General features: G+C 64.9%; 18 protein-coding genes and 1 riboswitch. Of the genes, 6 read left to right on the top strand and 12 right to left on the bottom strand.

Annotated elements, in window-relative coordinates; translation table 11 throughout:
- Positions 1–25: 25 nt before the first annotated feature.
- The 9 genes from GY937_10610 to GY937_10570 form a co-directional block, all read right to left on the bottom strand.
- Complete coding sequence (locus GY937_10610) at positions 26–1,471, bottom strand: cobyric acid synthase (protein ID MCP5057162.1); 1,446 nt, start codon at positions 1,469–1,471, stop codon at positions 26–28.
- The gene (locus GY937_10605; GenBank protein ID MCP5057161.1) at positions 1,468–2,289 is read right to left on the bottom strand and encodes a cobalamin-binding protein; all 822 of its coding nucleotides are present in this window, start codon (positions 2,287–2,289) and stop codon (positions 1,468–1,470) included. Before GY937_10605 ends, GY937_10610 begins: the two co-directional genes overlap by 4 nt.
- A 19-nt stretch (positions 2,290–2,308) precedes the next feature.
- The gene (locus GY937_10600; protein MCP5057160.1) at positions 2,309–4,270 is read right to left on the bottom strand and encodes a TonB-dependent receptor; all 1,962 of its coding nucleotides are present in this window, start codon (positions 4,268–4,270) and stop codon (positions 2,309–2,311) included.
- A 131-nt stretch (positions 4,271–4,401) separates the two neighbouring features.
- A riboswitch (cobalamin riboswitch) is annotated at positions 4,402–4,587 on the bottom strand.
- A 73-nt stretch (positions 4,588–4,660) separates the two neighbouring features.
- Positions 4,661–5,302, bottom strand: a complete 642-nt coding sequence (gene bluB / locus GY937_10595; GenBank protein ID MCP5057159.1) for a 5,6-dimethylbenzimidazole synthase — start codon at positions 5,300–5,302, stop codon at positions 4,661–4,663.
- Between the two features lie 78 nt (positions 5,303–5,380).
- Positions 5,381–5,923: a phosphoglycerate mutase gene (locus GY937_10590; GenBank protein ID MCP5057158.1), complete on the bottom strand. Its 543-nt coding sequence runs from the start codon at positions 5,921–5,923 to the stop codon at positions 5,381–5,383.
- On the bottom strand, positions 5,920–6,693 hold the full coding sequence (locus GY937_10585) for an adenosylcobinamide-GDP ribazoletransferase (GenBank protein ID MCP5057157.1): 774 nt from the start codon (positions 6,691–6,693) through the stop codon (positions 5,920–5,922). Before GY937_10585 ends, GY937_10590 begins: the two co-directional genes overlap by 4 nt.
- Entirely contained in the window at positions 6,690–7,760 is a 1,071-nt protein-coding gene (gene cobT, locus GY937_10580) for a nicotinate-nucleotide--dimethylbenzimidazole phosphoribosyltransferase (protein ID MCP5057156.1), read from the bottom strand. The genes GY937_10585 and cobT overlap by 4 nt, the downstream gene beginning before the upstream one ends.
- A gap of 82 nt (positions 7,761–7,842) precedes the next feature.
- Positions 7,843–10,305 carry a CoA transferase gene (locus GY937_10575; GenBank protein ID MCP5057155.1) on the bottom strand — a complete coding sequence of 821 codons (2,463 nt, stop codon included), beginning with the start codon at positions 10,303–10,305 and terminating at the stop codon, positions 7,843–7,845.
- A 1-nt stretch (position 10,306) separates the two neighbouring features.
- Positions 10,307–11,266, bottom strand: coding sequence for a D-glycerate dehydrogenase (locus GY937_10570; protein MCP5057154.1), 960 nt, complete (start codon positions 11,264–11,266; stop codon positions 10,307–10,309).
- A gap of 456 nt (positions 11,267–11,722) precedes the next feature.
- Between GY937_10570 and GY937_10565 the strand changes: the two genes are divergently transcribed.
- Positions 11,723–12,223, top strand: a complete 501-nt coding sequence (locus GY937_10565) for a hypothetical protein (GenBank protein MCP5057153.1) — start codon at positions 11,723–11,725, stop codon at positions 12,221–12,223.
- 48 nt (positions 12,224–12,271) lie between these two features.
- On the opposite strand, the gene GY937_10560 is transcribed toward GY937_10565, so the two are convergent.
- On the bottom strand, positions 12,272–13,051 hold the full coding sequence (locus tag GY937_10560; protein MCP5057152.1) for an SDR family oxidoreductase: 780 nt from the start codon (positions 13,049–13,051) through the stop codon (positions 12,272–12,274).
- A 230-nt stretch (positions 13,052–13,281) separates the two neighbouring features.
- Between GY937_10560 and GY937_10555 the strand changes: the two genes are divergently transcribed.
- Positions 13,282–14,451 (top strand): efflux RND transporter periplasmic adaptor subunit, encoded by a 1,170-nt coding sequence (locus GY937_10555; GenBank protein ID MCP5057151.1) that lies wholly within the window; start codon positions 13,282–13,284, stop codon positions 14,449–14,451.
- On the top strand, positions 14,448–17,705 hold the full coding sequence (locus GY937_10550) for an efflux RND transporter permease subunit (GenBank protein ID MCP5057150.1): 3,258 nt from the start codon (positions 14,448–14,450) through the stop codon (positions 17,703–17,705). The genes GY937_10555 and GY937_10550 overlap by 4 nt, the downstream gene beginning before the upstream one ends.
- 9 nt (positions 17,706–17,714) lie before the next feature.
- Here GY937_10550 and GY937_10545 read toward each other — a convergent pair whose 3' ends face one another.
- A complete protein-coding gene (locus tag GY937_10545) occupies positions 17,715–18,086 on the bottom strand; it encodes a hypothetical protein (GenBank protein MCP5057149.1) in 372 nt (123 codons plus the stop codon).
- 144 nt (positions 18,087–18,230) lie between these two features.
- Between GY937_10545 and GY937_10540 the strand changes: the two genes are divergently transcribed.
- The 3 genes from GY937_10540 to GY937_10530 all read left to right on the top strand — a co-directional run bounded on the left by GY937_10540 (position 18,231) and on the right by GY937_10530 (position 21,406).
- Positions 18,231–19,454, top strand: a complete 1,224-nt coding sequence (locus GY937_10540; GenBank protein ID MCP5057148.1) for a hypothetical protein — start codon at positions 18,231–18,233, stop codon at positions 19,452–19,454.
- Between the two features lie 116 nt (positions 19,455–19,570).
- Positions 19,571–20,746, top strand: coding sequence for an MFS transporter (locus GY937_10535; protein MCP5057147.1), 1,176 nt, complete (start codon positions 19,571–19,573; stop codon positions 20,744–20,746).
- A 9-nt stretch (positions 20,747–20,755) separates the two neighbouring features.
- Positions 20,756–21,406, top strand: coding sequence for a nitroreductase family protein (locus GY937_10530; GenBank protein ID MCP5057146.1), 651 nt, complete (start codon positions 20,756–20,758; stop codon positions 21,404–21,406).
- Between the two features lie 64 nt (positions 21,407–21,470).
- On the opposite strand, the gene murA is transcribed toward GY937_10530, so the two are convergent.
- The gene (gene murA / locus GY937_10525; protein ID MCP5057145.1) at positions 21,471–22,766 is read right to left on the bottom strand and encodes a UDP-N-acetylglucosamine 1-carboxyvinyltransferase; all 1,296 of its coding nucleotides are present in this window, start codon (positions 22,764–22,766) and stop codon (positions 21,471–21,473) included.
- Positions 22,767–22,998: the final 232 nt, after the last annotated feature.

The following is a 22,998-nucleotide window of genomic DNA, read 5'->3' as shown; positions in this document are numbered from 1 at the left end:
CCGACGAGCAAAGCGATCAGGACCGTCACGTGAGCGTTACTCCGAGCCGCGTCTCCAGGTCCGAGAGGTCGAGGCTTTCGGCGAGCACGTCCGCAAGCCGGTCGAGATCGCGTTCCCAACGCTCGGAGAGTTCTTCCGTTGCGACCAGCCCGGCGCCGAACCACGCGCGAAGCACGGCATCGCGATAGGGTGCGTGATCGAAGAGCCCATGGACGTAGGTGCCGAGGATGCGACCGTCCTCGGAGGTTGCGTGAAATGGCGGCTCCGCGCGACTGCGGGTGGTGGCGCCGTGATGAATCTCGTAGCCGACGACTTTCCCGCGCTCGGGCCAGGAAACCTCGAATTCGACGGGCGCGACGTGTTTTTCGGCGAGGAGTTCCGTGCGGATCGGGAGCCAGTCGAGACCGGCGGAGGAGCCTCCGCCTTCGAGTCCTTCCGGATCGTCGATGGATGAGCCCAGCATCTGCAAGCCGCCGCAGATCCCCAGCACGCGTCCGCCGTAGCGGATGTGCTTCTCGATGTTTTCGACGAATCCGTGTTGGCGGAGCCAACCGAGATCGCGCCGGACGGCCTTGGAGCCGGGCAGGACGATCAGATCGGCTCCCCTCAGTTCGTCCGGATTGCGGGTGATTCTCACGTCCAGGTCCGAAACCAGGGAGAGTGCATCCAGATCGCTGAGGTTGCTGGCGGTCGGGTACTGCACGGCGACGACCTTTCCTCTCGGCGCGTCGCCCGGGCTCCAATTGGCGGAGGAAAAGGGGGCGTCTTCTTCCGGGAGACAGAGATCCTCGATCATCGGAACCACCCCGAGCAGGGGGAGGGCGCATCGCTCCTCCAACCAACCCAGGGCCCCACCCAGGAGTTCCAGGTTCCCGCGAAAACGATTGATGACGAGTGCCCGGATTCGTGCGCGATCCCGTTCATCGAGGGCCGCAAGAGAGCCCAACAAGGCGGCGAATACGCCGCCACGGTCGATGTCTCCAATCAGCCAGGCGTCCACATCCGCGGCTTCCGCGAAACCGAAGTTGGCGATGTCTCCTTCTCGGAGGTTCGGCTCGGAGGGTGAGCCGGCCCCCTCGATCCAGACGAAGTCGAACTCGGAGCGCAGGCGGTCGAAGGCGGCCAGTACTTCCGGAAGGAGAACCTCGCGGTCTTGTCTGAAGCGAGAAGCCCAGAGCGTGCCGTGTGGCTTGCCGAGCAGGATGAGCTGCGCCTTCTGATCGCCCTCGGGCTTGATCAGTACAGGATTCATGTCGACGCGGGGTTCCAGCCCGCAAGCCAGGGCCTGCAACGCCTGGGCGCGACCGATCTCGCCGCCGCCCGGGCATGCGGCCGCATTGTTGCTCATGTTCTGGGGCTTGAAGGGTGCGACGCGGATGCCCGCGCGGTGAACGAGCCTGCATAGGCCGGCCGTCAGCAGCGACTTCCCGACGCCGGAGGCCGTCCCGAGGATCATCAGCGCATCGCTCATGGCGTGGTCGTCGCGTGGTCGAGCGCGGTATGAAGATCGCGCTGCAAGAGCTCCATCCCGTCGATCAGGCGCGGGCCGGGTCGGTGGAGGAGATCGTGATCGGCCCGGACGACGATCTGGTCGGGTTTTTCCATCAGCTCTCGCCAGGTCCGAGCCCGCTCGCCGACATTCCGCGCTTCGTCTGGAATGACCAGGACGTCGGGCTTCGCGCGAAGGACGGCCTCGATGCTGACCCTCGGACTATCTGCAGAAAGATCCTCGAAGATGTTCCGCGCTCCGATCTCGAGAAGCGCGCTCGAAATGAAGCCACCGCCTCCGGCTGTGACGAGGGGATCGTGCCAGATTTCGTAGAACACACGCGGCATGGGTTTCCGCCGTCGGTTGCGCAGGATCTCCAGTCGTTTGCGAATCGAATCGGCCACCCGCATGGCCTCTGCACCGTGCCCCGTCATCTTGCCCAGCCGGACGATATCATCCGCGACGCCCAGGACGGTCGTCGGATGGGAAACCTCGACGCGAATGCCGAGCTCCCGAAGCTTGTCCAGGCCGATGACACCGTCGTCCATCGCGATGGCGAGCGTCGGCCGCAAGCGGATGGCGGCTTCTACGGTGACCTTCCGATAGTTGCCCACCCGGGGGAGCGCCTTGGCCTCATCCGGGTAGTCGCTGAACGAAACCGCTCCGACGATCTCCGGCCCGGCACCGACGGCGTAGAGGGTCTCTACGACGTGCGGTGCCAGAGCCAGGATGCGTTCTTCGGCGAAGCCGGGCGATGCGACGAGGAAGAGCAAGGCGAGCGCGAACCGCGCTGTCCTCACCCTTCCCGCCCGGCACATTTCAGTAGGCCACTTCGAGGCTGAAGAAGGCGTTTCGGGGCAGGGTGCCACGGCCCCAGACTTCTTCGTAGCCATGGTTCGTCAGGTTCCGCACCGCGAGGCGTGCCGTGAGGTAGGAGGTGATTTCCGCACTCAGGTGCACATCGGCCGTCCAATAGCCCTTGATCGGAAGCCGATTTCGCGAGCTGCTGAAGCTCCTCCCGACGGCATGCAGAATCACTTCGGCACGGAAGCGATCCCACCATTCTCCGCCCACCGAGAGGCGACCGAAGTTGCGCGCTCGGCGGGCCAGATGGAAACCCTCCGTGTCGCGAGTGCGCAGCCGCGTGTAGCTGGTCGAGATCCAGAGCGATTTCCAATCGAATCGGAAGCTCACCTCCGCGCCGCTCATGCGCGCTCGTTCGACATTCTCCGCGACGAAGAAGAAGTCGCCCCGGTCTCGAAACTGGATCAGGTCTTCGTACGACTGATGAAAGGCGCGAACGTCGGCGTTCCAGCGGAAACCACTTTCGCAGACGCCGGTCCAGCGCAGGCCAAGATCGCCGCCACGGGAGGTTTCGGGCACGAGATCGCGGTTCCCAGACGAAAACGCGTCCATGAAGAACAACTCGTTCAAGGTCGGCGGCCGGAAGGCCGTCCCGAAATTGGCCAGCAGATCGAGGCCCTCTAGCAACGTGACGCGACCTCCAAGCTGGTAGGTCCATTTGTCGTCACTGCGGTTGTTCCACTCGCGTCGCACGCCCATCGAAGCGCCCACCCGCTCATTGTCGTAGCGGAGCTGGCCAAACAGGCCCGTTCGGCGTGTGCCTTCGCGGATGTCGACCGCTTCGTTGACGGCCCGCTCCTTCTCCAGGTCGACCCCGCCGAGAAAGCTGAAATTGCCCCAGACCACGTCGTTGGTCCATACGAGCTGCCTCCGCTTGGATTCGATGTCGTAGTTGTTGAACGCGAAGATCGGATCCTCACCGACGATCCGATCGTCGTGTTGGGCCAGCAGCAGGCGTGTCTCCCATGTGTCCGTGACCGGATGCTGCCAGTCGACACCCATGCTCCGCTGGCGGGTATCTTGATCGAAGGATTCGTTGTCCGACGAGAAATTGTCGAGCTCGGTCTGGGCATCCGCGCGCCGCCAGAAGAATCGAGCCCGGCCTCTGCCCACCGGTACCGAGATCTGTGCCGAGGTGGAGGTGTCGCGAAACGGATCGGTCTCTGGGCTGGAATCCGGTTCAGGATCCGGAATGACTGCGGAGACACCATTGATCGTGGTGTGTTCCATGGCGAACGAGGCCCAAATGCCGGACTCGGTCCCTCCGGAGACGCTGACCGCCCCCGTTCGGTGCCCGAGGTTGCCGTAGCCGGCCCTGGCCGAAGCCGAAATCCCAGGTTCCGGCTTGCGCGTGAAGATCTGGATCACGCCTCCCATCGCGCTCGCGCCGAAGATGGTCGTTTGAGGCCCGCGCAGGATTTCGACGCGCTCGATGTCATGGGACGACAGGTTGGCCCAGTCGTAAGAACCCAATGTCGAAGAACCGACCAGGACTCCGTCGACGAGCACGCGGACCTGATTCGAATTGGAACCGCGGATCGAGACGGATGTGGCCTTGCCCGGCCCGCCGCTCGACCGGACTTCGACGCCCGCGCGCTGGCGAAGCAGGTCGACCAGCGCTTGAGGCTCCTGGGCCTCGATCTCTTCGCGCTCGATGACCGTTCGTGCATCGCTACCCCTGAAACGAGGCTCGAGCAGCCGCCGCCCCTCGACGCGGACCGGGGGCACTTCGATGATCGGTTCTTCCGGAGTCGCGATCGGCTCCTCCGCCCAGGCGCCGTTTGCTACGACGACGCTGAGAAGTACGACGCCGCAATGATTCCAGATTCTCCAAGACCCACGCATCCCATCTCTCCCGAGGTTGCGCTTCCCGGGAATGGCCGCGACGCCTGGATCCATCGGGGGTTTCCCACGCATGAATGCAGGGGAGCCACCATTCGACGCGCGAGTTCAGCGCGACGAGGATTTCGGAGCCAGCGTCCGTTCGCGCGGTGAGGGAACGAAAAGGCCCCGCACCCGCACGTCCTTACCCGAGACAGCAGGTTCATGATTTGTCGAGCGCTCGGGGTAGGTCTCCGGGCTCGCGACCATGTCCCTCGCCGCCTTCCCAGCGTGAATCGCCAGTGGCTCGTGGCGAGGGCGTTGGGCCGCCTACCGTGGCGGGTCCGCGTCGGATTCCGACCGACTTCCCTCTTTGGAACGGGTCCTTCCCTTCCTCGTCTGGCGAGTCATTGCTCGCCATCACCCTGAACTCCGCCTGGGAGCATGATGGCTTCGGACGCGTCTTGTCAACCCTGGGATGTCGGGTCAGCTCGGCTTCCTGCGCTGAGGGGGTTTCGATTCGAAGCGCTCCTCGTACACGATCTCTTCGAGCGGCATGCGATCGCGCCATCCCACTTTCTCGAGCAAGGGGCGTTCGAGAAAGGCTTCCGGGTAGCCGACGCAGAGGTAGCCCACGATCTCCACGCCGTCGGGGAGTTCGAGCAGGCTGCGGAGGGCCTTTGGCTCGACGATGCTGACCCAGCCGATGCCCACGCCTTCGGCACGGGCGGCCAGCCACAGGTTCTCGATCGCGAGGCAGGTGCTGAACACGTCCGTTTCCGGAATCGACTGGGCTCCGAGCGTCGGCTCCGCCGTGCGCCGATCGCATAGCACGCAGAGATTCAGTGGTGCTTCGAGGATGCCTTCCAGCTTGAAACTGTCATAGAGCTTGCGACGCTCCCCTGTGTAGGCGGCACTCGCCCGTTCGTTGGCTTCGTCGAAGAGACGCCGTACGGCTTTGCGGGTATCGAGGCTGCGAATCAACAGGAAGCGCCAGGGTTGGGAGAAGCCCACGGAGGGCGCCTGGTGCCCGGCCTGGAGGATCCTCTCCAAGATGTGGTCGGCGACCTCATCCGAGCGGAACTTGCGGACGTCACGTCGACTGCGAATGGCCTCGTAGATGTCCATGTTGGTTCGCTCCGGCCTGCTTCGAGGGGCGGCGCAACGTAGCGGCCTCCAGGCCGACGAGCGACTGGCGGTTCAGGGCTAATCGGATCCTTCGAAGATCTCGACCTTCAGGTGCTCGATTTCTCGCGCCATGGCTTCTTCCCAGGAAAGGTCTCGAAGGATCACGGAGAGTGCTCGGATCACTCCGGCATGAGCCACGATGAGTTGGCCCGTTCCGTTGGCTTCGAGCCAGCGGCGAACCCGTCGTTCTAGATCGACGACCCTTTCACCGTCTGGTGGCGCCTCGGTCTGCCAAGCGTCCAGCCACTGCTTCAATCGTTCGCTGTCGTCGCGCTCGAGGATGTCCCAGCGCTGGCCTTCCCACTGGCCGTAGTCGAGTTCCTGGAGATCGTCGGAGAGGCGAACAGGGACGTCGAGGAGACCAGCAAGGGTTTCTGCTGGAAGGCGGCAACGCTTCGCCGGTGAAGACCAGACTGCAGCGATCCGCGTGCGATGCTCACCCAGGGTCTGGAAGATCTCCCGGGCCGCTGAGTCAGGGCCTTGGCGCGTCGGTACGTCGTGGCGGCCGTAGCAGAGGCCGGCGGCTTCGACCTGCGCGTGCCGCGCGACCAGGAGCGTCAACCCCGGAGGCTCCCATCGAGCACGAGGACGGCGAGTACCGCTACCTGGCCGAGCTGTTGGGTCGCACCGAGAAAATCACCACACACTCCGCCGGCACGCTCTTGGTAGCGCCAGGCGGAAAGCAGCCCCAAGCCGAACAGGCTCCCGACGATGCCAAGGGCCGTTGCAAGCGAGAGCTTGGTGAAGAGCAAGTCGGCGACGAGCAGGCCCATGCCGATCCACGTTGCCCGCCAGGCTTGTGTCGGGCCACTCGTCGCCACCTCCGAACTTCGGGAAGTTTCGACTGGCGTGATGTACGGAAGGGTCGCGAGTTGCCAGACGGGTGCGATCCGGGAGAGGGAGTGGGCGAGAACCAGGCCCAGTGGCGCGCCCGTTCCCAACTCTGTGAGCAACGAAAACTGCAGGGCCAGGCTGACGACGAGAGCCGAGGCTCCGAACACACCGATCCGGCTGTCCTTCAGGATTTCGAGCAGGCGTTCCCGATCCTCGAGCGAGCCTCCGAGTGCATCTGCCGTGTCCGCAAGGCCGTCTTCGTGGAACGCCCCTGTCATGAGCAGGCCGGCAGCCACGGAGATGACTGCGGCGGGTCCCGCTCCCAAGGGGAAGCTCGACATATGGACCATCGCTGCCGCCAACCCCAGGCCAGCACCGACGAGAGGGAAATACGCGGGCGCCCAGAGCGATTCCTCGTCGGTGACCGGCGCCTCGCCGATCGGGATGCGGGTCAAGAAGGCGATGGCGGCGCGGGTTGCCCGAACGGGCAGGCTCATGAGGGGTCCGTTCGTGGCAGCGCGGTAGGCACGGACGCTTCTTCGAACGTCGCCATCTGCGAGTGCAGGAGACAAGCGGCTTCGATCAACGGGAAGGCGGCCAGGGCACCGGTGGCCTCTCCCAGTCGCATCCCCAATTCGAGGAGCGGCTCCGCATTCAATTCCCGCAAGACGATCTCGTGCCCCGGCTCGGCGGAGCGGTGGCAGAACATCAGATGCTCGCGCACTTCGGGTTCGACGCGGCAGGCCACGAGGGCGGCAATCGAAACCGAGTAGCCATCGACGAGGATGGTCATGTCGCGTGCGCATGCTCGGCGCATCGCTCCGACGAGTGCCGCAAGTTCCGGGCCTCCAAGGCGGCGAAGAACGTCCTTCGGCCCCGCAGGGCCGCTCGTTGCGACCCGGGCGAGCGCATCGTTCACGACAGCGATTTTCCTCTTCATGCCTGGTCCGTCAACGCCGGTTCCGGGGCCGACCAATGCGGAGGCCTCTTGGCCCAATAGTGCAGCCGCAACCGCCGCTGCGGCTGTCGTGTTCCCGATGCCGATCTCGCCTAACATCAAGATGCGGGTCTTGTCGTCGAGCGCACGGACTGCGTCTTCTCCTGCATTCAGGGCAAGGTCTGCGGTCTCTTTGGACATGGCATCGTCGTTCCGCAGATCGCCTCGCAAGTGGTCCGCGACCGGATGTCGAGGCGTTGCGACCGCCTTCTCCGGGGCTCCTGCGACGCCTACATCCAGCACCGTCAATGGAACTCCGATCGTTCTCGCAAGAACCGCGGCTGCTGCTCCTCCTCGCGCCAGGTTGCCGAGCATCGAACGGGTCACCTCCTGGGGGTAGGCGGAGACGCCGTGGACCGTGACCGGATGGTCGGCCGCAAAAATCAACGCAGCTGCAGGCCGCGCCTCGGGAAGTGGGTTCTGTTGGATGGCAGCCAGCTGTACGGCAATGGCTTCCAGGCGTCCGAGGCTACCCGCAGGCTTGGTCAGCTGTTGCTGACGTTCTCTTGCAAGCTTCGCAGCCCGCTGGCGATTCACTTCGCTGGCAGACACTGCCCTTCCTTCCATTCCAGGAGGGGCGAGTGTGGTCGATTGGATCGGAACTGCCAAGCAGAGGCCATTGTTGGCACTGGATCCGAGCAAGCGGGTTCTAGTCCTCCGCCTCCATGAACGCCGGGCGCGTCCCGATCACCTTGCTGTCGCGCAGCTTCTCGATCTCGCCATCGGAAAGACCCAGCTCTTCGCCCAGGATTTCCTCGTTATGCTGGCCGAGCAGCGGTGTCGGAGCTCGCCGCAGCGCGCGGGGCAATCCGGAAAAGCCCATCGGAAGGCCCGGGTAGCGGACCGGTCCGACGAGGGAGTGCTCCATGACCTGGAAGAAGCCCCGGTGTTCGAGCTGGGGGTTCGGGAACAGGTTGTGCGGGTTGATGCATTCTTCGGCCGGCACCCCGGCAGCACGCATTGTTTCCGCCGCAGCGTGGCGTTCGCGCCCAGAAGTCCAGCGGCGGAGCTCCCGGTCGATCGCGTCGTGAGCCTCCCTCCGTCCCTCCCTCGTGGCCAGCACCGGGTCTCGCGCCCAAGCTGGATCGCCGAGTGCACGCCGAAGGGCTTCCCATTGTTCATCCGTGGCCACGGCAATCGCGACCCAACCCGGCCCCGCATCCATCTCGTCCCGATCCGAGCATGGGTAGACACCTTGGGGTGCTGCTGCGGGCCCGCGGTTCTCCTCGCGTAGGGCCAGCTCACCGTAGGCGGACCACTCGATGACCTGCTCCGCGGTGATGTTGAGAGCCGGCTCCATGAGCGGGACCTCCACCAACTGCCCTTCGCCTGTTCTCCGCCTCTCCTCGAGCGCAAGCATGAGCGCGAAGACCGCGTGCTGCCCTCCCATCGGATCGCAAGCGCCCCGCACGACCAGGGGAAGATCGTCATAGCCCGTCAGCCAGGCGAGGCCGCTCACCTGCTCGATGTTCATGGCGAAGCCGACACGATCTCGCCAAGGACCATCGAGACCAAACGAAGGCATGCGAACAAGGATCGTGCGTGGATTCAGTTCGTGAATCGTTTCCCAGTCGAGTCCCCAGTTCTCCATCACCCGCGGTGAGAAGTTCTCGACGACGACGTCGGCCTTGGCCATCAATTGCCTGGCCAACGCCATCCCTTCCTCGGAGTCGAGGTGAAGTGTGAGGTTGCGCTTGCTCGAGTTGCAACCGTGGTGGATCGGGTTGAACTCCCACATCGTTTCGTTCATCACCGAGCCGGCGAAGCGCATGGCATCGGGGCGCTGGATGGACTCGAGCTTGATCACGTCGGCCCCGAGCTCAGCCAGGTAGCTCGTTCCAACCGGCCCAGCCCAGAAGGCCGTGAGGTCGAGCACGCGCAAGCCTTCGAAAGGCAGAGGTCCCCCTCCCTCGGGTGGGGCAGGATTCGGCGCCGTGAGCTCGGTTCGGATCTCGTCCGTGTGCTCACCCAGTCCCGGTGCCGGCCGAACCTCGAGGATCCGCTTATCACTGCCCAGGCGATAGGGCGGGCGCGGTTGTCGGAAGCCGGCCGGGTTTTCCAGGAAGACCTGACGCTCCTTCAAATGATCCATCTCCAACAGCGTTTGGCCGTTGCCGAGCGGATTGACCGGGATTCGCGCCAGACTCATCAGCTCGATGATCTCGTCGACCGTATGCTCCTGGGTGTAGGCGTGGACGATTCCGTGGATGAAATCGATGTGCTCCATCCGTGCCTTGGCGTCGTAGAAGCGCATGTCCTCGGCCAATTCTGCCTGGCCGATCAATGCGCAGAAGTCCTTCCACTGCTGGCCGGTGACCGTGCACAGGCCCACCCAGCCGTCCTTCGCAGGTTCGATGGAGGGGGTATCGATCGACTGGGGCAGGGGGCCGGGGAAGAATTGCGAGTTCAGATCGTGAAAGATCGTCATGCACAGGCAGAGGCATTCGAACATCGAGAGGTCGACGTGGTGGCCATTCCCAGTCCGCCGCGCCGAGAGCCAGCCGGTCAGGCCGCCGACGGCCGCGTAGACTCCGGGGATCCATTCGCCGATGCGGCCGCCGGAGCCCACCGGACCTCGCGACGGCAACCCGCGTTGCCCGGTCGAGCCGGTTGCTGCCTGGAGCGTGAACTCGGTGCTAGGCCGACCTGCCCAGGGGCCCGCGCTGCCCCACGGAGAGATCGAGACGAGCGTCGTGTGGGGGTTCTTCGCATGGATCGCATCCCAGCCGAGCCCGAAGCTCTCCGCACCGCCCGGGCCGAAGCTCTCGATCACCACATCCGCGCCCAACGCGAGCTGGCGAACGACATCGCGATCCGCCTCGCTCCCGAGATCGGCGACGATTCCTCGCTTGCCAGAATTCAAGTACTCGAAGAGGGCGCCGCTCTCGTGCTTGCCAAGCGCTTGCCCAGAAGCGGTCCAGCGTCGCAGGGGATCGCCGAGGAGCGGTTCGACCTTGACGACGTCCGCACCGGCGTCGGCGAAGAGCTTGCCCGCATACGGCCCGGTGATCTCGTTCGAGAGCTCGACGACCCGTAACCCCGCCAGGGGTCCACCGACGTTGTGTACAGGCAAGGCGGCCTTCTCTCCTTGGGGTGTTCGCTGGTGAGGCATTCTATCCGCACACCTGGCTCTTCGGGGAGCCCCCCTGGGCCCAGGACTCGAGTGCCGCGATGAGGATCTTCCCCATTCGGCGCCGGGCTTCGATCGTAGAGCTGCCGATATGGGGCAGCATGAACAGGTTGGGCAACCCGAAGAAGGCCGGGTCGACTTCGGGTTCACCGGAGAACACGTCGAGGCCCGCCGCGCCGACTCGTCCGTCGCGCAGGGCCTCGATCAGGGCCTCGTCATCCACCAGGTCGCCACGGGCGATGTTCACCAGGATGAGTCCTGGCCGCGCCCGCGCCAGCAGTCTTGCATCGACCAATCGAAGGGTCTCGGGTGTGGAGGGACAAGCGAGCAGGAAGATATCCGACTCGGCGATCAGTGCAGCAGGAGAATCGAAGAAGTGTCCACGGACGTGATGGTTTGCGGGGAGCGGCTTGCGGTTCGTGTAGAGGATCTCCATTCCGAATGCCTGGGCGCGGAGCGCGATTCGTCCGCCAATATCGCCGAGCCCGACGATTCCAAGCCGCTTGCCGAAAAGTTCGGTGCCCACGAGCTGGGTCGCACTCCAGCCCTCCCATGCGCCGCTTCGAAGTAGAGTGATGCTCTCGGTTGCCCTGCGCGCTGCGCCTAGCATCAAGAAGATGGCATTCTCGGCGACGGAGTCGGAAAGCACACCGGGCGTGTTGAAGACGGCGATGCCCCTGCGCTTCGCGGCAGCGAGATCGATGTGGTCTGTGCCCACGGAATAGGTTGCAATGGCCCGCACAGAATCGGGCAGCATTTCGATTTCTCGCGCCGGAAGCGGTGTGTCGATCGAGACCAGAAGCGCATCGAAGGACGAATCCATCTCGGCGAGATTTCTTGCTGGCTCCCGCGTGTCGACATGGATCGTATCGAAGGCTTCATCGAAATCCCTTTGGATCTCCTCGAGAAGCCGTGACGCCAGGAAGACGGATAGTCTCTTCAACGAAGGCCTAGCGTCTGGCGTATGGGTCGGCCGGAATCGGAACGCGGACCTGAGGATCCGTGACGTTCGCCTTGACAGGCGCGGGGCGGGGGTTTCTTGCCAGATGCGGCGTGGTCGGACACGACGGGCCGATCCATGCCGTCCTCATCTGCGGCGCGAGCTTGGGCCAGCAGGATCCTCCACCCGTGGACGGCGGAGTCGGATCCGGGGTCGGCGGCTGAGAAACCGCGGCGTTGGGCCTGGAGCGGGGGGCCGATCGACAGCATCCGCCGATGATGGCCCGGCAACGCCTGGCTGCCAATCGAACGATTCCCCTCGGGGTGAAACCGCGCGCGAATGCCGGCATCGAATGAAGTAGCGCAATGGTCGGCCCAGACGTACTAGGATGTGCGCATCTGACCGCGCGCGCAGGGGCATGAAATCCGGGTGACGCAACAGGAGCGAACCGAGTTGGAAATGCTGAGTACGGCACCGCGCCCGAGCGGGGCGGTCGCACGTCGCTGGATAGGGCGCGCGCGCAACCGATGGGTGGGCGGCGCTCCCCTGGCGTACACCCGGTTGGGCGTCCCGGTTTGTAGAAGGATCCAGGTAGCCACAGCCCGATTTCTGGCGACGACTGCCTACGGGGATGCGGATTCGATCGAGGCCGAGCGTCGCACGCTTCGCCGCGGCATCCGGGATCTCTTCGGGGTGACCCGGCGACAAGCCTGGATGATCGTTAGGGCAGCCGAGAATGATTCGGATCGTGACGCCCACGAGGCCGCGGCACAGGTTCGCGATGCATTCGACACGAACCAGCGGATGCGCATCATGGGTCTGGCTTGGGAACTCGCCTACGCCGACGGCCTGATTCCCGCCTTCGGCCGTGTACTGGCGAACCGCATCGGTGCGATGGCGGGGTTGCACCCCGAGCAAGCGGTAGCCGCTCGCAGCTTCGCCAATCCCCCCTGGATCTAGCCGTGCCGCCGAGCGGCATCCTCTCCCAACGGACTCCAGACTGGCGCCCTAGGTGTTCTGGATGACGAGACCACCGTCGACCGGGAGGATTGCACCGTTGATGAACGATGCGGCGGGAAGCACGAGGGATAGCGTCGCGTGCGCGACCTCCTCCGGCTCCCCGTAGCGCTTCGCCGGAACACGCCTACGCGCGAACTTCTCCTTCATCGGGTCCGGGATGGCGGCCGTCATGCCGGTACGAATGGGCCCCGGGCACACGCAGTTGACGGTCACACCCTGGGCGCCGAGTTGCACCGCGAGTGATTTCGTGAGCCCCACGACCCCGTGCTTGCTGGCCGTGTAGTTGGGAATGCCGGCGGTCGCGCCGAGGCCCTCCGTCGACGCAATGTTGACGATCCGTCCAGCCCTATCCGCCTGTAGATGAGGCAATGCGGCGCGGATCAGTTCGACGTGCGCCGTGAGGTTCACAGCCAGCGTCCGATCCCAGACTGCCGAAAACTCCTCCGCATCGAGCGCGGTGCCTGGACTGATCCCAGCGTTGTTGATGAGGATCTGGAGGCCGCCGAAGTGCTCCACGACCCGATAGACGAGTTCGGCTGCTGCCTTGCGGTCGGAAACATCGCAGGGGAGGCCGATCGCCTCACCGCCGGCGCCCCGGATCTCCTTCACCACCGCTGCGGTGCCTTCCTCGTTCAGGTCGCAGACGGCGACCTTTGCGCCTTCGTCGGAAAACAGGTGGGCCGTCGCTCGCCCCATGCCGCTGGCGGCCCCCGTGATGAGAGCAATTCGACCTGCAATGGAGCGGCTGAGCTGGCTTAGGCGCGGCATCTCCGGATGGTCGCACGCCAAACCGGTGTTGGCTTGAATGGCCCCGCGGGGAGGCTCGTAGACGATCGATCCGAGCCGACGCCAGGCTCAAAGGGCCTGCTCATCCTCTGCCCCCATTCTGCCGATGTCCCAGACACACCCGGACGATCGGTCGGGTGAATGGAACCTCGGGGCGCAGCCCCCCCCCAAAACACAACCCGAGATAGCCGCACGCACGGCCGCGAGAGACAATGCCGCGGACCCTCCGAAAGATCGGGCCGAAAGCCCTGGCCCCCGTACTGGTGCTCTGCGCTGGCCTTCTTGCAACGACCGGCCTGGTCGCCATCGAGCCCCGAGATGAGCCCCGCGAGATTGCCGAACGGTTGCAGACCGTGGCCGTCACGATCGCAGAGGCGCAACCGGTGCAACTTCATGTTCGTGCGCAGGGCACGGTCGAACCGCGGCTCGAGACGCAGTTGGTCGTAGAGGTTGCGGGCCGCGTCGTCTGGATTTCCCAGGCCCTGGAGGCAGGGGGAACGTTCGTCGCCGGCGACCCTCTTCTTCGAATCGATCCTCGCGATTTCGAGAACGCACTGGAGCGGGCGCGCGCGGGTGTCGAGAGAGCCGTCAGTGAGCACCGGTTGGCCAAGGCCACCGAGGCCCGACGGAAGACGCTGCACGACGTCGGAGCGACGAGCCCTGCTTCCCTCGATGAAGCGGAGAGCCGTGCCGGCGTGGCCGCAGCGACCCTGCGAGAAGCACGCGCTGCACTGGCCGTGGCCGAACTCGACCTGGAGCGCACCGAAGTGCGTGCGCCCTTCGACGGCACGATACGAGTCCCGGCTCTCTCCGTCGGAATGTTCGCATCCCGCGGCACCGGAGCCGCTCGTATCTACTCCAGCCACGCGGTCGAAGTTCGTCTACCGATCCCCAGCGAAGAGCTGGCGTTCATCGATCTCGGTGAGCCGGGCACGGACCAGGCTCCGCACGTGACCCTCACCGGTCATTTCGCGGGCAGCAAGCAACGCTGGGAGGGCCGCCTGGTTCGGACGGAAGGAGCGCTCGATTCCCGAACGCGCATGGTCGTGGCCGTTGCCCGGATCGACCTGGATCCGAGTGGAGAGACGCCGCAGCTTCCGGTGGGTCTCTTCGTCGAAGCCGAGATCGAAGGGCGTCGCGTGGAGTCCGTCTTCGATCTGCCTCGCGCTGCTCTGCGAGGGGAAGACCAATTGCTGCTCGTCGATGCGGAGTCGTCGACGGTTCATCTACGCCAGGTCGAGGTGCTACGCGCCATCGGAGATCGCATCCTGGTTGGCGAAGGCCTCGAGGAGGGCGAGCAGGTGGCCACACGGGCTCTCGCCATGCTGGTCGAGGGCATGGAAGTTCGCTCCGAGCCCATGCGAACGGAGCCTGGATCGTGAACCGCGCGATCGCGTGGTTCGCCGAGAACCACGTTGCCGCGAACCTCCTGATGGCATTGCTGGTGGTTGGCGGGATGATCACGATTCCGACCATCGGGCAGGAGATGGTTCCGGATGTCGATCTCGACATCGTCACGATCAGCGTCGTCTACCCGGGCGCTTCGCCCGACGAGGTGGAGGAAGCAATCGCGATCCGGATCGAGGAAGCCCTGGATGGGCTTCCCGGCATCAAACGCGTGCGATCGACTGCTTCCGAAGGCATGGCCTCGGTCGTCGTCGAGATGCGCGCGGGCGAGGATCTCAGCCGCAGGCTCGCCGACGTTCGCGCTCGGGTCGATGCCATCGAGGGATTTCCCGACGAAGCGAAGAGCCCGATCGTCAAACAGGCCGAAATCGGCCGCATCGTGCTCGCGATTGCGGTCTCCGGCGCCGTCGATGAGCGCACACTGAAGCATGCCGCTGAGCAGGTGCGGGATGAGCTAACGGCACTGCCCGAGATCAGCCAGGTCTCCGTGGCATCTGTCCGCCCCTACGAGATCAAGATCGAGGTGTCGGAAGAAGCGCTCCAACGCTTCGGCGTGAGCTTCGACGATGTGGCGAATGCCGTGCGCCGATCGTCGATCGATCAGCCGGGAGGCTCGGTCCGCGCTGCGGGTGGGGAGATCCTGCTGCGCGCCAAGGGAAAGGCCACGGAGGGGACGGCGTTCGAGCAGATCGCGTTGGTTTCCCGCCGCGATGGAACCCGCCTCAAGGTTGGCGACGTCGCAACGGTGACGGACGGCTTCGCAGAGACCGACCAGTACTCGACGTTCGACGGTGAGCCTGCGGCGATGGTGCAGGTCTACCAGGTTGGCGATGAGAAGATGCTCGACGTTTCCAACGCCGTGAAGCGATACGTCGCAGGATCGAAGACGGACCTTCCCCCTGGGATCTTCGTAACGATCTGGATGAATGCCGGGGATTTCCTCGACGATCGCCTGGGCAGCATGTTCCGCAACGCCCGCAGCGGATTCTTGTTGGTCGTGGCCGTACTCGCGATCTTCCTGCGCCTTCGGCTCGCGCTCTGGGTGAGCCTCGGCATTCCGATCGCTTTTCTCGGAGCCTTGGCGATCCTTCCGAGCCTCGACCAGACGATCAATTGGATCTCGCTGCTGGGCTTCATCGTCGTGCTCGGGATCGTCGTGGACGACGCCATCGTGGTGGGCGAGAACACCTATACCGAGCAGCTCCGCACGGGAAACAAGCTCACGGGTGCGATTCGAGGTGCCCAGGGAATCGCTGTTCCGGTCTTTTTTGGAGTGTTCACGACCATCGCTGCGTTCGCACCGATGCTCTTCATCCCGGGTTCGATGGGCAAGCTCACCTCTGTTCTTCCGACGGTCGTGATCGCGTGCCTGCTCTTCTCCCTGGTCGAGGCCATGTTCGTTCTCCCGGCACATCTGGGGCATGGGAAGAGCCGGCCGAGCGATGAACCGACCCATCGGGTGTCCCGCGGTTGGCGCGCGTTCCAGGATCGCGTGGCCCAGGGGCTCGAGACGATGATCGAGCATCGCTATCGGCCCGCCCTCGAGTGGTGTCTGGAGTGGCGATACCTGACGATCGCGGTGGCGCTTTCGCTGTTGCTGTTCAGCGTGGGCCTCCTGGCAGGAGGCTGGCTGCGTTTCACCTTCCAGGAGCCGGTCGAGGGAGATGTGATCAGCGCGACCCTGACCATGGCACCGGGCACGCCAGTGGAGGAAACCGCCCGCGCCATCGAGCACCTGCAAGCCACTGCCAGGGAAATCCAGGCTGAGGCCGATGCGGAGACGGCTGGCGGGGGCGAAAGCATCTTTGTCCACATGAAGACGACCGTGGGCGAACAGCCGTCCTCCCGCCACTCCGGTCCTCTGCCGAATCTCGCCGCTGGCGGCAGCGCAGCCAACCTGGGTGAGGTGCAGGTCGAGTTGATGGGTCCCGAGACCCGGGCTGTTGGTACGAACGAGATGCAGCGGCGCTGGCGTGAGCGGGTCGGAACCATCGCCGGTGCCGAAGAGCTGGGCTTCCGCAACAGTCTCATTTCGGCTGGAATGCCGATCGAACTCGAGCTTCGTGGCAACGATCTGGAAAGTTTGAGGCAAGCCGCCAGCGATCTGAAGGGGCGCCTTTCTGCCTATCCGGGAGTGTTCGACATTTCCGATTCGTTTCGGGGCGGCAAGCAGGAGCTTCAGTTCAGTGTTCTTCCCTCGGCGGAGGCTCTTGGCGTTTCGCTCCAGGATGTCGGCCGCCAGGTTCGCCAGGCGTTTCACGGCGAGGAAGCCCAGCGTCTCCAGCGCGGGCGAGACGAAGTGAAGGTCATGGTGCGGTACCCGGCCGAGCGCCGACGTTCGCTGGGGGATGTGGAGGCCATGCGCATCCGCACCCGGGAAGGTGACGAAGTCCCATTCACGTCGGTGGCCGCTGCGGAGCTTGGAAGAGGCTTCTCGGCCATTCGGCGTGTGGATCGTCAACGCATCGTAACGGTCTCCGCCGACGTGGATGTCGCTGTGGCCAACGCAAACGAGATCGTCGGCGAACTCGAGGAGCAGGTTCTCCCCGAGCTGCTGGCAGGCTACCCGGGCGTGCATCACTCCTTCGAGGGAGAGCAGGCCGAGCAGCGGATCTTCATGTCGGCCATGTTGCGTGGCCAGGTGCTCGCCTTCCTGGTGATCTACGCACTGCTCGCCGTTCCGCTGCGTTCCTACATCCAGCCGCTCATCATCATGACCGCCATTCCCTTCGGCCTGGTCGGCGCCATCGCAGGCCACATGCTGCTCGGGTACGACTTCAGCATGTACTCGATCATCGGCTTCGTGGCGCTTTCAGGTGTGGTCGTGAACGCAAGCCTCGTTCTCGTCGACCACATGAATCGCTTGCGCAGCCAGGGCGCGCGGCTGGCCGAGGCCGTTCGCGACGCCGGGCGAGCCCGCCTGCGAGCGATCATGCTGACCTCACTCACCACCTTCGTCGGTCTCTCCCCGATGATGCTCGAGCGCGGCATGTCTGCACGCTTCATGATCCCGATGGCCATCGCGCTCGGCTTCGGTGTGATCTTCGCCAGCTTGATCACACTCTTCTTCGTGCCCTGCGCGCATCTGGTCGTCGAAGACGTGGCCCTGCTTCTTCGCGGCCGTAGAGACAACCGCGGCCCTGCGCGTGTGCGACGGGCAGCACGGGAGGCTGCGGCGGAGGGTTCGGCCGAAACCCTCGGAGAGGGTGACGCTCCGGCTGAGGGCTGAGGCTCAGCTCTATGGCACCAACGTCGGCCTGGCCGCAAACCGTACCGGTGGGTGATACCTGCGTTGGCTGAAACGGGGCGTGGGTCGAACGGCCGTCGATCCGGCGGGCTTCCAGAAGCGGGGCTCCAGCTCCCGGACGGGCCAGGTGAGGGCAGGTGGCGGTGCCCCGACGCGACCCTCGGGCAGCTCACTTGGCGGTGCCTGGGCGATGGCCAAGCTCACACCCAGGGCGAAGCCCAGGAAAGGAGTGGGCAGGAAGGACCACGCGAGCCATCTACGAGCACCGCGACGCGATTGCGCGGGGATGGGGAGAGCCGGCGGAGCCAGCTCTCCAGTGGGACCCATATTGGGGCCGGGGACGGTCCAGGCTGATGCGGCCATGGTGTTCTCCCGGGGGGCTTGGGTGAGTGTTCGTCCCCACCGATCGGCAACTTGAGCCGTATCTGCGTGAATCCACTAAGTCTTTGATTCACAAGGGAAATTGCCGATCTCAGCGGAGCGCTACGCTGCATGGGGAGGCCCGCGATGACAGAGATCGACCGACGGGAGCTACTGCGCCGGGGGACGGCCCTGGCCTCTGGTCTCGGGATGGGGGCTGCCTTCACGCCCCTGGCCGCCGTCGCTGCCCCGGCTCCGCAGCCGGCGATTCGCCGCACGGTTCGGCTCGGACGGACAGGTCTCGAGATCAGCGATATCGGCTTCGGCAGCAGCCGCCTGGCCGGTGACGAAGCGCTCGTGGGCCGGGCGTTGGATCGCGGAGTCACCTTCTTCGATACGGCCGAAAGCTACAAGGGGGGCGAGGCCGAACGCACACTCGGCCGAGCGTTGGCCGGAGATCGCGATCGCATCGTTCTCACCAGCAAGGTGCAGGACGGGCGGTCCGACACCCGTGACGAACTGATGTCCCACCTCGAAGGAAGCCTCGAACGTCTGGCGACCGATCGTGTGGATATCTACTTCCAGCATGCCGTGAACGATGTGCGCCGGCTCGAGAACGAGGAGTGGCTCGAGTTTGCGACCCGCGCGAAGCAGCAGGGCAAGATTCGTTTCACCGGGTTGTCCGGGCATGGTGGCAGGCTGGTCGAATGCATCGATCGCGCGCTCGACACCGACCATGTCGATGTCGTGCTGGTCGGATACAACTTCGGGCAGGATCCGGCGTTCTATGAGAGGTTCATTGGCCGGTTCGATTTCGTCGCCCGGCAGCCCGACCTTCCGCGTGTACTGGCACGCGCCAAGGAGAAGAAGGTCGGTGTCGTGGCGATGAAGACGCTTCGCGGTGCGCGCCAGAACGATATGCGGCCGTACGAAGGCGCTGGGGCGACATTCGGCCAGGCAGCTCTGCGCTGGACCCTTGCCAGCACATTCGTCGATGCGGCCATCATTACGATGAAGAATCTCGAGCAGGTGGATGAGTATCTGATGGCATCCGGTTGGGACGCTCCACATCCTGCCGACGCCGGCCTGCTTACCCGATACGCCCGCAGAACCGAGCGGAGCCAATGCCGCTATGGCTGCGCGGAGTGTGAGGCAGCCTGTCCGACCGGAGTCGAGATCTCGCAGGTGCTTCGCACTCGAATGTACGCAGCGGACTACGGCGATCTGGAACTCGGCAGGGAGGAATATGCGACGCTTCGTCGGGACGCGGCGCCTTGCCTCTCGTGCTCGGGAGCGCCGTGCGCCACGGCTTGTCCCCACGCTGTCGCAATTCCTGAACTCATGCGTTCAGCCGGTAGGATGCTGGGCTGATCGGAAAGACGAATCGATTCCAACGGCTTCGCCGGCCCCAGCTTCCCGATGCGGCGGCGCGCAGCTATCGCCAGGAACGGCTCGCCCAGTTCTTCCTGCCCATCTCCATCTCGGTCATGGAGGGCGGCTTCGTCGGGGTGATCGCCGACAAGACCTTCCACGTTCATCCCGCGGCCCTGGCACTGATCAGCGCCGCACCGATGTTCGGGAATCTGTCGAGCGTGCTGTGGGCGCGTTTCGCGGAGGGCCGGCGCAAGGTTCCGCTCCTGGTCGGGATGAACGTCCTGCTGCTGGCATTGGTGGCCTCGGTGGCATGGGTGCCCGCGGGTGCACTCGGGGGTTGGCTGCTGATTGCTGCCCTGGTTGCGAGCCGCCTCGTGATTGGCGGCGTGGTGACGGTTCGCAGCGTCATCTGGACGGTCAACTATCCAGCGGAAGTGCGCGCCCGGGTGACCTCGCGTCTGACCGTGATCTCCAGTCTGGTGCTGATCGCCACGTCGCTCGCCGGCGGACTGATTCTCGATCGCGATCCGAACGCGTTCCGGCTGATCTACGCCGGTGCCGCGCTTCTGATCCTCCCCGGTGTGCTGGCCTTTGCGCGAGTGGAGTTGACTGGGGAGGAGACCCGTGGCTCGGTCGCGATCGGCGCGGAGAGCCGAAGAGAGGATGCCGGCCCACTAGCCGCGCTGCGCATCCTACGCACCGATCCGACCTTCGCACGCTACCTCGCCTGGCAATTCCTGTTGGGCGTTTCGAACATGATGACAGAGCCCATCGTGCTCTACGTGGTCTCGCGCCAACTCGCGGCGAGCTACACCGTGAGTATTGGCCTGCTGACCGTCATCCCGATGGCGTTGGCGATCGTGACGATTCCCCTCTGGGCCGGATACATCGATCGCGTCCACATTACCGAGTTCCGATCTCATCACAGCTGGTTGTGGGCCGTTTCCCAGGCACTCACCGGTGTGGGTGCGATCACCGGATCGCTTGCATGGATCGCGGTCGGCAGGACGATGCTAGGCATCGCCCGCGGCGGGGGAATCCTGGCCTGGCAGCTCGGACACAACGATTTCGCCCATCCGGAGCGGGCCGGTCTCTACATGGGCCTGCATGCAACGCTGACGGGCCTGCGCGGCGCCATCGCGCCGTTTCTCGGCATGGGGCTCTTCCTGGGTGTGGCCGGCTGGGATGGAATGGGAGGTTTCGCGCTCGTGGCTTGTGCTCTGGCCAGCGGAACCGCGACTCTGGGCTTCAGAAGCCTTCATCGCGGGCTCGCACACCGCGCGGGGTAGAGTGGGCAGATGGATCAACCCGACGAGACCGTCCCTGCCTTCGCCGACTCGGTAGAGTGGGCCCTCTCGACGACCCGAAGCGTCCGGCGGCGCCTCGATTGGGAGCGACCGGTCGACCGGGGCCTGATCGATGCTTGTATCAACGTCGCGGTGCAGGCCCCCACCGGCGCCAACCTCGAGGCATGGCGTTTCCTCGTCCTCGACGAGCCGGAACCGAAGGCGGCGCTGGCTGCGCTCTACCGCAGGGCGATGGAAAGCTATGCAGCCCTTCGACCCGATTCGAGTGGTCCGAAGCCCCGCGCCAGGGAATTGGCCGACCGCCTCGAGACGACCCCTGCATTGATCCTGGTCTGTGCCGAAGGCGCCCCGCCGATGGAAACGAATGCCATGCGGGTCGCGTTCTACGGTTCGGTACTGCCGGCCGCGTGGTCCCTGATGGTGGCCCTCCGGGCTCGCGGGATCGGAAGCACCTGGACCACGCTCCACCTCGTCCACGAAGCCGAGGCTGCCCAGGCCCTCGGCATTCCCGAAGGTGTGACCCAGACCGTGCTTCTCCCCATCGGCCACATGGCGGGGGCCAATCTCCGCCCTGCCAATCGCCGCCCGGCAAATCAGGTCACGTATTGGAATCGCTGGGGAAGAGAAGACAGCTCGGGTTAGGCCGGGATCACGCAGAACCCGCAGGAGATCGGCGGTCGCCCCTCAGCCCGGCCGCTCCACCTCTTCAGGTACGGTGGATATGGGCTCCGAGGTTTCGCAGTCGCTCATCGATGCGCTCATAGCCTCGGTCGATCTGATGGGCATTCATGATCACGGAACGCCCTTCAGCGCAGAGCGCGGCCGCGACGAGCGCCATTCCGGCACGAATGTCGGGAGACGTGATGGTCTCGCCCTGAAGGCGGATCGGGCCGGTGACGACAGCCCGGTGCGGATCGCATAACACGACCCGGGCACCCATGGTGATCAAGCGGTCTACGAAGAAGAGGCGGTTCTCGAACATCTTCTCGTGGATCAGCACGGTGCCCGATGCTTGCGTGGCGAGTACGAGGGCGATCGAACTCAAGTCGGTCGGGAAGCCGGGCCACGGCGCGTCATCCACCTTGGGGATTGCACCGTCCATATCGTCCTGGATCACGAGTTCTTGTTTGGCCGGAACCCGCAAGGTCGTTCCGTCGATGCGCGTCTCGACGCCCAGGCGCGCGAAGACCATCAACATCATGCGCAGATCATCGGGGACGACGTCGACGACCTCGAGCGCGCCGCCGGTCATCGCTGCGATGGCGACGAAGGAGCCGATCTCGATGTGATCCGGGCCAACCCGATGGGCTGCGGGGGAAAGTTCGGAGACGCCCTCGATTTCGAGCATGTTGGTCCCGATGCCGCGGATCTGGGCACCCATCGCGTTCAGGTATCGGCAAAGGCCCTGGACGTGGGGCTCGGAGGCCGCATTGGCGATGCGCGTATGGCCCTCGGCAACCGTGGCTGCCATCACGGCGTTTTCGGTCGCCATCACGCTGGCTTCATCGAAGAAGATGTCCGTGCCGCGAAAGCGACCGTCGAGGCGGAGATGCACCTGGCGTTCGCGGCTCTCGACCTCGGCCCCGAGCAGACGCAGGGCGTGCAGGTGGGTATCGATCCGGCGCCGTCCGATGCGGTCGCCGCCGGGGCGAGGAAGCACCGCGCTGCCGGTGCGATGGAGCAGGCCCGGCGCGAGCAGGAACGAGCCCCGGATCGCTCGGCCAAGTTCCGCGCTGGGCGCCGTACCTTCGAGGGGCGCCGTGTCGATCCGGAGATCGCCGGTGTCCGGATCCCTGGTAGTGACGACGCCCATTTCCGACATGATGCGCAGTTGCGTGGAGACATCCCGGATGTCCGGCACATTGCTGAGACGTGACTGGCCTGGAGCCAGCAGGGAGGCTGCGAGGACCGGTAGCGCTTCGTTCTTGTTGCCGGCGGGCTGGAGTGTCCCAGAAACGGGCCGACCACCCTCGACGACGAAACAATCTCCGCTTTGCTGCACCTCAGGAAGCTAGCGGACGCTTCCGGAAGCGGGGACGTTCCTTGCGAACTTGCGTTGCCCGGGTTGTGGGTCCCCCACAACCCGGGCAACGCAAGTTCGCAAGGAACGTCCCCGCCCCCGACTAGTCCCTTGTCACACCAAAAGCTGGGGGTAGAGTCGTCGCAGTGTCACGCGGGCTTGTTGGGTCGTGAATTGCCAGTCGACGCCCTTCGTCGTTCGGTTGCGATCGTCT

This window comes from bacterium, from assembly GCA_024228115.1.
GTDB lineage: Bacteria > Myxococcota_A > UBA9160 > UBA9160 > UBA6930.
The sequence above is the reverse complement of the archived record's forward strand: the minus strand, read 5'-3'. Positions and strand labels throughout refer to the sequence as shown.